We start from the raw sequence: 11509 nt of genomic DNA on the forward strand, positions 1-11509 counted from the left end.
GGTGCAGGCCAGCCTGCTTCGGTGGCCCAGCTAACTCTTTTCAAACCACCCCTGTCAACGGGAAAAACCACCGGGGCTCGGGGCCTGCGCGACGGCCTGCGGACGCCACCGCAGGGCCGGAGCCACCGTCATCGCCGCGGCGGCACTCACGACCGCCAATCCCACGAACCCGAACAGGAACGTGCCCGTACTTTCCCGCAGCAACCCGAACCCGATGGGCACCAGGAACCCGCCGATCCCGCCGGCAGCGCCCACCAGGCCGGAGGCCAGACCGATGTCCTTTGGAAACCACTCGGAGACGATTTGAAAAATCACCCCATTCCCGAACCCCATCACGGCAATCGTCACCACCAGCAATCCTACGGCCCAGGGTAAGGCCGGAAGCGACCCCGCCAGCACCGTCATCAAAGCGAGTGCAATAAACACCCCGACCAGCACCGGCAGCCCGCCCCATCGATCCGCCACATATCCGCCGACCGGACGAATCAGACTTCCCGTGAATCCGCAGAGCGCGGCGATGGAACCACCGACGATCGGATCGCTCCCATACTGATCGTGCAACAACACCGGGAGAAAACTCGTCAGCCCGACGAATCCGCCGAACGTGACGCCGTAAATCATACAAAGCCAATACACCGACGGCACCCGCGCCATCGCCCAGGCCGCCTGCCACCAGGCCCCCTCTCCTGCCGTGCGCACAGTCGGCTCGCTCTGCACCACCGTGGTAAAGAGACCGATCGCGATCAGAATGGGGACGGCCATGATTCCGCACGCCCAGTGCCATCCGAGTGCCGTTTCCCATCGCGGAGCGAGCAGCAGCACCAACACGGTTCCGATATTTCCCGAGGCCACCAGGCCCAACACCAGACCTTGATGGGTCGCGGGATAGGCCCGGCTGGCCACCGGCATCGCCACCGCAAAACTCGCCCCTCCGGCACCAAGCAGGAGCGCAATGCCGAGGAGCTCCACATAACTCCGCCCTCCGAGCGCCGCCCAGATGACCGCGAGCAGTTGAAGACCCAGCACCAGCAGACCGGTCCGCTTCCCCCCATACCAGTCACAAGCCCAGCCGGCGGTAATTCGCAATGCCGCGCCGCCCAGCAACGGCAGTGCCACAAGTACACTCTGCTGGGTCGCGGTCAGCCCGAGTTCCTGTCCGATCGCCACGGCCAAGGCCCCGAACAACAGCCACACCATGAAACTCACGGTGAGATGCAACCAGGCGCCGGCCAGGGTCGGCCAATGCCCGCTGCGCAAGGCTACCCCCAACGTGCTGAGGCTCATCAACGACTTCATTCCGCGCCGGCTGTGTCCATGCCATCCGTGTGGTTTTTCAGCATCATCCACGCACTATACGAGGCGCGATTTCAGAGACGCAAGGGACCCGCGGACGAGCCGGCCTATCACGTTGTTGCCTGGTACCCGACATCTGGTATAGTCAGCCCTTGCTCGGAATTCATGATGCGCGTCCTGGCTGGTAGCCCACAGTTTCAACCCCTATGACACAGCGCAAACACACGCACAACTCGGATTCTCACGCAGACCTGGACGAAGACACCGACGCCATCGAACCCGAGGCCCTTGAGCCGACGGACGAAGAGGTCACGGAGGAACATGACGCAGCCGGCCACCAGCCGTCGAAGGAACCGCAGGAGGCCCCGCTCTCAACCTCCCTGGTCCCGGTCACCACGCTCCAGCAATACCTGACAGAAATCCGTCGTTATCCCTACCTGAGCAAAGAAGAAGAACTCCGGCTCTTCGAGGAATATCAGCTCAGGGGCAGTCGCGATGCGGCCATGAAGCTCATCCTGGCCAACCTGCGGGTCTCCGTCTCTATTGCGTCGGAGTACCTCCATACCGGCGCCGACCACATGGATTTGATTCAGGAAGGCAACGTCGGCCTGCTCCAGGCGATCAAAAAATTCGACCCCACGAAGAACGTCCGCTTTTATGCCTACGCGGCCTGGTGGGCAAGGGCCTACATTCTCCGGTACCTGCTGAATACCTACCGATTGATCAAAGTCGGCACGACTCAGGACCAGCGCAAGCTCTTCTACAATCTGAAAAAGGAAAAGGCCAAGCTCGAACGGGAAGGCTTCGCGCCGGACAGCAAACTCCTGGCGGATCGCCTCAACGTGCGCGAACGCGATGTCATCGAAATGGATCAACGGCTGGGCAGCTGGGAACTGTCGCTCGACCAGCCCATCGGCCAGGAAAACGATGGAACGCTCATGGATATCCTGCCGGCGCATGAGCAGCCGGCAGACGAACGACTGGCCGATACCCAACTCAAAGCGCTCTTCCGGCGGAAGCTGGCCGAATTTACGAAGACCCTCGATGAACGGGAAGAAGACATCCTGCGTAACCGCATCCTCTCCGAGACACCGTTGACCCTGGAAGACATGGGCGCCAAATACGGCATCACCAAGGAACGCACCCGGCAGTTGGAGGCGCGAATCATCAAACGCCTCCGCGACTACATCAAGAAGGATGTAAAGGACTTTGACCGCCTTCGGATGTAGGATGGCGACCTTCTTCAGGATCGCCATCGCCGGCTTCCTACTGGCGGTGGTCGGCGAAACCGTTTCACCCGTCCGCTCACTCGCCGACTCTCCCATTACCCGGGAAAATACCCGACCGGGCGGTACCGACTGGATCCTCACCGACCCAGCCGGCCATGAGGTCGAAGGGTATGCCTCAGCCACCAGCATCCAGCGCGGGGACAAGCTCCACTTCTACATCCACAGCACCGACCCACGTATCACCGTCGCCATCTATCGGATGGGTTGGTATGCGGGCGCCGGAGCCCGGTTGGTCCAAGGCGGCATTTCGCTGCCGGGAGTGCGACAGCCGATGCCGTCGGCAGACCCGGTGACCGGACTGATCGAATGCGATTGGCAGGTGTCGTACACGCTGAACACGGCAACGGACGACCCGGGTGAATGGCTGAGCGGCGTCTACCTCGCCAAGTTGACCGGCACGAGCAGCGGCAAACAAAGCTACATTATCTTCGTCGTCAGGGAAGACGACCGGCCGGCCGACTTTCTGTTTCAGTCCAGCGTCACAACATTCCAGGCCTACAACAACTGGGGCGGCAAATCGACTTACCCCTCGAACAGCCGCGATGAACAATGGGCGCGGAAAGTCTCGTTCAACCGTCCCTATGCCGCCAGCCAACACCCGCGGGGCGCCAGCGGAACCGGAGCGGGAGAGTTCCTGACCGCCATGTCGATCCACCCGACCCGCTCCCTCTCGACCGCCGGGTGGGAATACAACATGGTCCGTTGGCTGGAGCGCAATGGCTACGACGTCACCTACAGCACCGATATCGACACCCATAGCCGACCAGATTTCTGGAAGGGCCACAAGGCCTGGCTGTCGGTCGGCCACGATGAATACTGGTCCGATGAAATGCGACGCCATGTGGAGGCGGCCCGCGACCAGGGCCTGGGACTCGGCTTCCTTTCCGCCAATACCTGTTACTGGCAAATCCGGCTCGAACCCAGCCCCCTCACGACTGAACCCAATCGGACCATGGTGTCCTACAAGGAGGTGGCTCTGACGGAGGATCCCTATGCCTTGGATGGCGATCCGTCCAACGACCACCTGATCACCGTTCAATGGCGCGACCAGCCGCTGAACCGACCCGAACACAAGCTACTCGGCGTGATGTTCGAGACCGTCCCGGTGGACGGAGATCTCGTCATCACCCGCCCCTCTCATCCGCTGTTCAGTGGCATCCCTTTGCCCCCGGACCATCGCCTGCCCGGCCTGTTGGGATACGAGATCGACCGGGCATTCCCCGACGGGCCGGCGAAGCTGGAGATCCTTGCCCATTCTCCCCACCAGCGGGATGGACAGGTCGTGTATGGCGATATGACCCTCTACCAAGCCCCGAGCGGGGCCCACGTGTTTGCGACAGGAACCATCCAGTGGAGTTGGGGCCTGGACGATTACAATGCGCCGGCACTGCGAACCGCCCGTACCAGTGAGGCCGCCCAACAGATCACCCGCAATATCCTGGAGCTGCTGGCTCGGAAGACCCTCTCGGCTGCCCAATAATCGGGATTTCGCCTTCCTTCTGACTCCGACTTGAGCCCTTGGCGCAACCTTGCGGCGAGCTTTTCCCAAATATAGTGAGAAGACTCAGAAGCATGCTCTAGAGAATCAACAGCTTAGGGGCCATTATCCCATTGCATCTCACTGTAGAATAATTTTATAGTCCATCCATTGACTTGCCTCTTGCTAGCGCTATCTATGTCTCGGGTTTACTGCAGGTAGCCCTTGCGGTAACACGTCAAAGCTGATTTACCAGCTTTCACACAACTGTACATTAGGGCCTCGACGCTCATCACCAGAAGGAGGATTCGGTATGGCTACGGAAGCGAAAGACAAGAAGTCCACGGCTGCGAAGAATTTTCAGCCGCTCGGTGACCGTTTGTTCGTCACCTACACTGAGGAAATGGAACGGACCTCCGGCGGGATCTATGTCCCTGACTCTGCCAAGGAAAAGCCGCAGCGGGGTATCGTGCAGGCCATCGGGAAGAAGGTCGAGAACATCAAGGTCGGCGACCAGGTATTGTTCGACAAGTATTCCGGCAGCAAGCTTCGGATCGAAGACGAAGAGTGCCTCATCCTCAAGGAAGAAGACATTCTCGGTATCTTCACCAACTAATTCAGTCTGACCCCCAAACACCTGATAAACGACTACTAGACGATTAACGGAGGACGATTATGGCAAAGCAATTACTGTATAGCGAAGCGGCACGGGCGGCCATCCTGCGCGGGGTGAACCAGCTCGCCGATGCCGTCAAGGCGACGCTCGGTCCCAAGGGCCGGAACGCGATTTTGGATAAGAAGTTCGGCGCCCCGACGATCACCAAGGACGGCGTGACCGTGGCGAAGGAAGTCGAACTGAAGAACCCGTACGAGAACATGGGCGCCCAGCTGGTTCGCGAAGTCGCGAGCAAGACGAGCGATACGGCCGGCGACGGAACCACCACCGCCACCGTGTTGGCCCAGGCCATCTACCGGGAAGGCGTCAAGAACATCACCGCTGGTGCCAACCCGATGGAAATCCAGCGCGGCATCAACAAGGCCGTGGAAGTCGTGATCGGCGAGCTGAAGAAGCTCAGCAAGCCTTGCCAGAACAAGACCGAAATCTCCCAAGTCGGTACCATTTCCGCCAACAACGACAAGACCATCGGCGACCTCATCGCGGAAGCGATGGAAAAGGTCGGCAAGGATGGCGTGATCACGGTCGAAGAAGCCAAGTCGATGACCACGTCGCTGGACGTCGTCGAGGGCATGCAGTTCGATCGCGGGTACATCTCCCCCTACTTCGTGACCAACGCCGAGCGGATGGAAGCCGTCATGGACGAGCCGCTCATCCTGATCAACGAAAAGAAAGTCAGCAGCATGAAGGACCTCCTCCCGGTCCTCGAGCAGGTTGCCAAGCTCGGCAAGCCGCTCATCATCATTGCTGAAGAAGTCGAAGGCGAAGCGCTCGCCACCTTGGTGGTCAACAAGCTCCGCGGCACCCTCAATGTGTCGGCGGTGAAGGCCCCGGGCTTCGGCGATCGCCGCAAGGCCATGCTGGAGGACATCGCGATCCTGACCGGCGGCCAGGTTATCTCTGAAGACCTCGGCTTGAAGCTCGAGAACGTCAAGCTGACGGATCTCGGCCGCGCCAAACGCGTCACGATCGACAAGGACAACACCACGATCGTCGAAGGTCATGGCGATCCCAAGAAGATCGACGGCCGCGTGAAGCAGATCAAGGCCCAGATCGAAGAGACCACCTCGGACTACGATCGCGAGAAGCTGCAGGAGCGGCTGGCGAAGATCGTCGGCGGTGTGGCAGTGATCAACGTGGGTGCAGCCACCGAGACCGAAATGAAGGAAAAGAAGGCGCGCGTGGAAGACGCGTTGCACGCCACCAAGGCAGCCGTCGAGGAAGGCATCGTTCCTGGCGGAGGCACGGCCTACCTGCGCTGTCTCAAGGGATTGGATTCCCTCAAGGATCTGCCCTTGGAGCAGAAAGTCGGTGTGGATATCGTCAAGCGGGCGCTCGAAGAGCCGGTCCGTCAGATCGCAGCCAACGCCGGAGCCGAAGGCTCAGTGGTGGTCGGTCGGGTCCGTGAAGACAAGAATCCGAACGGCGGGTACAATGCTGCTGCCGACGAATACGTGGACATGATCAAGCTGGGCATCATCGATCCGACGAAGGTGTCGCGTTGTGCCTTGCAGAACGCCGCCAGCGTCGCGGGCTTGATGCTCACGACCGAAGTCATGATCACGGAATTGCCGGAAGAGAAGAAAGAAGCTGCCGGTGGCCATGCTGGTCACAATCACGGCATGGAAGGTATGTACTAAGGTTTCCGTTTCTTCTTCGCTGTCGAAGACCGGTCCGGCGGTGGCCCCGCCGGGCCGGTCTCTTTTTCGAGCCGAGACGCGCTGCGGCGGGAGTGGCCTTCCGCCGCAGCCACCACGGCGGCAAACAGGGCGGAAGTCTCCGGGTGGTAGAAGAGAGACCGGAACGTCTGATGTACGATTGCCGTGTGCCGCTGCCGGTCCGCTAGAAACTTGGCCAACGCCCCCTCGCGCGACTCCGCGCTATATCCCATCCGAATCGCACAACGTTGCAGTTCCTCATCGCTGTCAGGCAACGCGTGCGTCTGCAAATCATGCATCATCTGCAACTTATGTTCGACATCCCGTAAGAACCAATAGGCCTCGGTCAGTCGACGCTGATCGTCTGCATCCACGAACCGGTGTTGGCAAAACCGGTGCAGGGCACCCACCGTTCTGCGATCCAAAATCTCGGGAACCGCCTTGCCGATGAGCACCTGAATCGTTTGGACGAGGAATTCCAGTTCTCGAATCCCCCCCGTGCCCAACTTCACATTCCGATGCTGATGCCCGCGTCCCGCGATCTTTTCATCGATCATCTCCTTGACTGAACGGACATCGCGGATGATCGCCAACGCCCGCTCCCTGGAGAGAGGCTGCAGATCAGCCTGAAAGACAAATCCTTCGACCATCTGCACGAACGCCTGGCCGACCGCGGGAGACCCGGCGATAGGCCAGGCCTTCAGCAACGCCAGCCGCTCCCACACCTGACCACGCTGGGCATAGTACTTCTCGTAGGCCTCGACCGATCGTGCGAGCTGGCCGACCGACCCCTCTGCACGCAGCCGCAAATCGACGCGAAACACCGCACCTTCCCGGGTTTGCTCGGCCAGGGCCTTCGTTAGTGAACGCGCCAGCAGCTCAAAATATTCTTCGTTGGACAGACCATGATTGTTCGACTGGCGCCCGCCCTTTCCTTTTCTCGTCTCACCTTCCGCAGATGCGTACACATAAATCAGATCCACGTCCGAGCTGTAATTGAGCTCATGCGCGCCGAGTTTGCCCATCCCGATGACGACAAACTCCGTCTCCATCCAGGCACCGTTCGCGTCTCGATGCATCGGCGTTCCATGGACCGCCTTGAGATCCTGATCGACGATTTCATACGCCGCATGAATGAGGACCGAGGCCAGATCGGACAATGAGCCGGTCGTGTCCTCGACCGTGGCCAGATGCAGAAGATCCCGTACTCCGATGCGCAACATTTCCCGTCGACGCACCCGTCGCAGGACATCCAACTTCAATTCGATCACCTTGAGCGAACCCAGGCTTTGACGAAGGGCCGCCACCATTCCGTCCCGGGTCGGAGCGGTCGTCAAGACATCTTCCTCCGCCAACCAGTACACGAGCATGGGGTCGCGAATGAGAGCAAAGGCAAGAGAATCGCTATTTCCGAAAATCGTACAGAGCAGCCCCAACATCTTCGGCGAGGCTTGCAGATACTGCAGGAGCGAGGAGCGATTGACACTCCCTGAAAGCAGTCGTTCCCAATGATTCAGAGCTTGATCAGGATCGGCCGTGCGGGCAATCTCCGTCAGAAGACCGGGCAACACCGTAGCCAGAATCCGGCGTGTATGCGGATCTCCGGCCATACTCTGGATATTCGTATCCGCCTCGGCCGGATGGGTGATCCCGTAGGGACTCAGAATCTTGACTACCTGCTCGGGCTCAAGACGGGACGCCACCAACAAGGAGGATGGATCGGGGAAGACCCGGGAGGAAACGGAATCCCGTCGCTGGGCAGGCGGGTCGTGCTGCGGTGAACGTCTGGTCATGGGGCCGCATTATACTGGCGCAATTCTTCCGGTACAACGAGACCGCCTTCGGGTATACTCCACCGACACATGCTGCACGCGAACGTAGACCGCGACCAGCTCCTTGCCACCCTGACTCCGCTTTGTCAGGGCATCGACCGCGACATCCTGCAAGACTTCGTCACGCGGATGGACCCGGACTATTTTTCTGCGTTTTCCCCGAACACACTCGCCGCGCACATCAAGCAAGCCGCCACCCTCACACCGGACCATCCATGCGATGTGTCCATTGAGGAAACCGCAGGAGGCCACTTCCTCATCACCATCGTGGCCTACGATTACTTCTCGGAGTTCGCCACGATCTGCGGGCTCCTGTCTGCCTTCGGTCTCAACATCGAGGAAGGACGCATCTTTACTTCGGCAGAAAGTGAACAACCCAACCGCAACCGATCGGCCGATCCGTACCCGATCCGGACAAGGCCGCAAGGTCGCCCTGGGCTGACCAGGAAGAAGATCGTGGACGTGTTCACGGTGAGCCCCATCGAGGGGCAGACATTCGCTGCCGCAAATCGCAAACGCCTGACCGACCAACTTACCCGAATGATCATGCTGCTCGACGAAGGACAACTGGACGAGGCCCGGCAGCAGGTCAACCGCCAATTGGTCGAACACCTGGGCAAACGCCGAAGTTCCTTCAGCGGTCTCCTCCACACCGTCCAGATCACTTTCGACAACAGCCAGTCGGCGACCGATACGATCATGGACATCCGGTCCGACGACACGCCGGCGTTTCTCTACGCGTTCGCGAACGCGCTCGCGATGCGCAACGTCTACATCAGCAAGGCGCTGTTCGCGATCGAAGACGGCAAGCTGCACGACCGCTTTTACATCCGCAACCGCTTCGGACAGAAGCTGCTTGATCCGGGCGACCTGGAGCAGTTGCGCCTCACCGCCGTGCTCATCAAACAGTTCACACATGCCCTCACCTGGGCGCCCGATCCGGCGAAGGCACTGGAAGCCTTCGACCAGTTCCTGGACCTCGTGCTCGAAGGCTCGCGCCAGGCCGGACGAAAACAGGCCTGGGCCTTCGTGAAAGACAAGAACACGTTTCCGCTCTTGGCACGGCTGCTCGGGGCGAGCGATTTTCTGTGGGAAGACTTCCTCCGGCGGCAACACGTCAACCTGCTGCCGTTGCTGAAAGATTATCGCGATGCGCCGCTCATCAAATCCCAGGCGACGCTACGCAAGGAATTGAACCGCGCCATCGTCAAGGCGAAGACCGACGAGGCACGGAAGGAAGCCCTCAACCGATTCAAGGATCAGGAACTCTTCCGCATCGATATGAAACATATCGTCGAACCGGGGACGAGCCTGCCCGACTTCTCGCTCGCCATCTCAGAACTGGCTGAAGTGATCGTCGAACGCAGCCTCGTGGACTGCCAGGCCAAACTGACGAAGCTCTATGGCAGCCCCCGTTTGCCCAACAGAAAGCCCTGTCCCTTTGCGATCCTGGGCGCGGGGAAATTCGGCGGCAAGGAAATGGGCTACGCCTCCGACATCGAGGTGCTCTTCGTCTACGGCGGGCCCGGACGCACAAGCGGCAAACAGGGGATTGAGAACAGCGAATACTTCGAACGCCTCGCGCAGGAATTTTTGCAATGGATCGAAGCCAAGCAGGAAGGCATTTTTCACATCGACGTCCGACTGCGGCCCCACGGCGGCAAGGGGTCCCTCGCCAACGCGTTCGATGAGGTCTGCAAGTATTACAGCGCCGAAGGTCAGGCTGCTCCGTTCGAGCGGCAGGCGCTCATCAAGCTGCGCCATATCGCGGGAGACGCCGCGCTCGGCAAGAAGGTCGAGAGTCATCGCGACAGTTTCGTTTACAGCGGCGCGCCCTGGGATCTGACGGTGGCGCTCGACCTGCGGCGGCAACAGGTCAAACAACTCGTCGAGCCGGGCCAGATCAACCTCAAGCACAGCCACGGCGGCATCGTCACGCTGGAATACGCCATCCAGTACCTGCAGGTCATGCACGGCCACCGGCACCCGAGCCTGCGCACGCCGAACACCCTCCGGGCCTTAGCCGCCCTGATCGACGTAGGGCTCATTCCCCGCGCCACTGGCGAGAACCTGCGTAAGTCCTATCTCTTCATCCGCATGCTGATCGACGGCTTGCGCATGGTGCGAGGCAACACCAAAGACCTCGTCATCCCGCCGCCCGACTCCGACGAATTCATCTTCCTCGCCCGCCGCGTCGGCTACCAAACCGAAGATTGGCAGGCCGGGGCAAGACATCTCCAGACAGATATCGAAGAGCACATGAAGCAAAACAGACAGTTCTTCGAGAAGATGTTTGGGAAGGTGTGAGCGAGAGTGGGTGGGTAGTCTGGTGTCTCCCTGCTCGCGGCACGCGCACGCTCAGAAGTAGATGAGCGGGCCGGTTAGATAATCTCCTGTGCTCGTGCAACGCGCGATCCCGGACGCCCCTCGCTGGACACGCGCAGTGGGAGACCATCTACCCCGCCCTCAAGGGAGAAGATAGAAGAGCTTTTCGCTGCGGTGAGAAAAGACTCCCGACCATTTAATTTGTCCTAAGGCGACCTTTTCAAGAATAAGGATCTATTTCACTTTCGCCTTCCACTCTCGCGCAAGTCGCTGAGCCTCGGCAATCTGCGCAGCCGTCATGTGCCTGGCCGCGTACTCGAGGAACTTTGCCGCATCTTTTTCGCCCCCCGCTGCCGCAAGGTTGAACCACATATGAGCCTGAACATAATCTTGCGGAACAGCTTCACCGAGAAAGTACATTGCACCGACTTTGCCTTGAGCTTCGGGTAAACCTTGATCGGCTGCTAACCGACGCCATTTCATCCCTTCGACATAGTCCCTGGGGATGCCCTCGCCATTGCTATACATATTTCCTAAATTTAACTGGGCTGCAGGAAGACCTTGTGTAGCGGCCAAACGATACCACTTCAGCGCCTCGGTATAATCTTGTGGGACACCCTCGCCAGTTGCATACATCGACGCGAGTTTCCCTTGGGCAAGGGAATTGCCTTGGGAAGCAGCAAGAAGAAACCACTTGCGTGCCTCGACATAATCTTGTTTCACCCCTTTACCATGAAAAAAAAGATTGCCATAGTTTACTTGAGCGGCAGACAATCCCTGCTCAGCTAGAGGTCGCCATTGCTGTAGGGCTGAGGCGTAGTCGCCACGCAAATCTGCTTTAAGGCCTTCTTCAAAGCCTGCCTGAACGCAAACTGTCCAAAGCATCACGCTCAAAAATGAGACCACGCAGGCTTTGCTCATGAGGACCTCCTCGTAAAAGATGGCCAGAACGATACCCT

Annotated in this window: 8 protein-coding genes; 5 read left to right on the forward strand and 3 right to left on the reverse strand. The window is 59.6% G+C overall.

The features are described 5' to 3' along the window. Positions 1-54: 54 nt before the first annotated feature. Positions 55-1284, reverse strand: a complete 1230-nt coding sequence (locus NSND_RS06945) for an MFS transporter (protein WP_159450674.1) — start codon at positions 1282-1284, stop codon at positions 55-57. A gap of 215 nt (positions 1285-1499) precedes the next feature. Between NSND_RS06945 and NSND_RS06950 the strand changes: the two genes are divergently transcribed. The 4 genes from NSND_RS06950 to groL all read left to right on the forward strand — a co-directional run bounded on the left by NSND_RS06950 (position 1500) and on the right by groL (position 6375). Further along, a complete protein-coding gene (locus NSND_RS06950) occupies positions 1500-2522 on the forward strand; it encodes a sigma-70 family RNA polymerase sigma factor (protein WP_080878307.1) in 1023 nt (340 codons plus the stop codon). 1 nt (position 2523) lies between these two features. Further along, positions 2524-4062 carry a N,N-dimethylformamidase beta subunit family domain-containing protein gene (locus tag NSND_RS06955; RefSeq protein WP_235000190.1) on the forward strand — a complete coding sequence of 513 codons (1539 nt, stop codon included), beginning with the start codon at positions 2524-2526 and terminating at the stop codon, positions 4060-4062. Positions 4063-4372: 310 nt separating this feature from the next. After that, positions 4373-4675, forward strand: coding sequence for a co-chaperone GroES (locus NSND_RS06960; protein ID WP_013247954.1), 303 nt, complete (start codon positions 4373-4375; stop codon positions 4673-4675). A gap of 59 nt (positions 4676-4734) precedes the next feature. After that, positions 4735-6375 carry a chaperonin GroEL gene (gene groL / locus NSND_RS06965; protein ID WP_080878309.1) on the forward strand — a complete coding sequence of 547 codons (1641 nt, stop codon included), beginning with the start codon at positions 4735-4737 and terminating at the stop codon, positions 6373-6375. Here groL and NSND_RS06970 read toward each other — a convergent pair. After that, positions 6372-8186 carry a [protein-PII] uridylyltransferase family protein gene (locus NSND_RS06970; protein WP_080878310.1) on the reverse strand — a complete coding sequence of 605 codons (1815 nt, stop codon included), beginning with the start codon at positions 8184-8186 and terminating at the stop codon, positions 6372-6374. The genes groL and NSND_RS06970 overlap by 4 nt on opposite strands. 306 nt (positions 8187-8492) lie before the next feature. Between NSND_RS06970 and NSND_RS06975 the strand changes: the two genes are divergently transcribed. Next, positions 8493-10532, forward strand: a complete 2040-nt coding sequence (locus NSND_RS06975; RefSeq protein ID WP_159450675.1) for a [protein-PII] uridylyltransferase family protein — start codon at positions 8493-8495, stop codon at positions 10530-10532. A gap of 252 nt (positions 10533-10784) precedes the next feature. Here NSND_RS06975 and NSND_RS06980 read toward each other — a convergent pair whose 3' ends face one another. Beyond that, positions 10785-11471: a tetratricopeptide repeat protein gene (locus NSND_RS06980; RefSeq protein WP_200810510.1), complete on the reverse strand. Its 687-nt coding sequence runs from the start codon at positions 11469-11471 to the stop codon at positions 10785-10787. Positions 11472-11509: the final 38 nt, after the last annotated feature.

It is taken from the genome of Nitrospira sp. ND1 (genome assembly GCF_900170025.1).
Classification (GTDB): Bacteria; Nitrospirota; Nitrospiria; order Nitrospirales; family Nitrospiraceae; genus Nitrospira_A.

Bases quoted from the DNA above. Each gene is read 5' to 3' on its own strand.
- NSND_RS06945 (WP_159450674.1), bottom strand. From the start codon at position 1,284: ATGAGCCTCAGCACGTTGGGGGTAGCCTTGCGCAGCGGGCATTGGCCG.
- NSND_RS06950 (WP_080878307.1), top strand. From the start codon at position 1,500: ATGACACAGCGCAAACACACGCACAACTCGGATTCTCACGCAGACCTG.
- NSND_RS06955 (WP_235000190.1), top strand. From the start codon at position 2,524: ATGGCGACCTTCTTCAGGATCGCCATCGCCGGCTTCCTACTGGCGGTG.
- NSND_RS06960 (WP_013247954.1), top strand. From the start codon at position 4,373: ATGGCTACGGAAGCGAAAGACAAGAAGTCCACGGCTGCGAAGAATTTT.
- groL (WP_080878309.1), top strand. From the start codon at position 4,735: ATGGCAAAGCAATTACTGTATAGCGAAGCGGCACGGGCGGCCATCCTG.
- NSND_RS06970 (WP_080878310.1), bottom strand. From the start codon at position 8,186: ATGACCAGACGTTCACCGCAGCACGACCCGCCTGCCCAGCGACGGGAT.
- NSND_RS06980 (WP_200810510.1), bottom strand. From the start codon at position 11,471: ATGAGCAAAGCCTGCGTGGTCTCATTTTTGAGCGTGATGCTTTGGACA.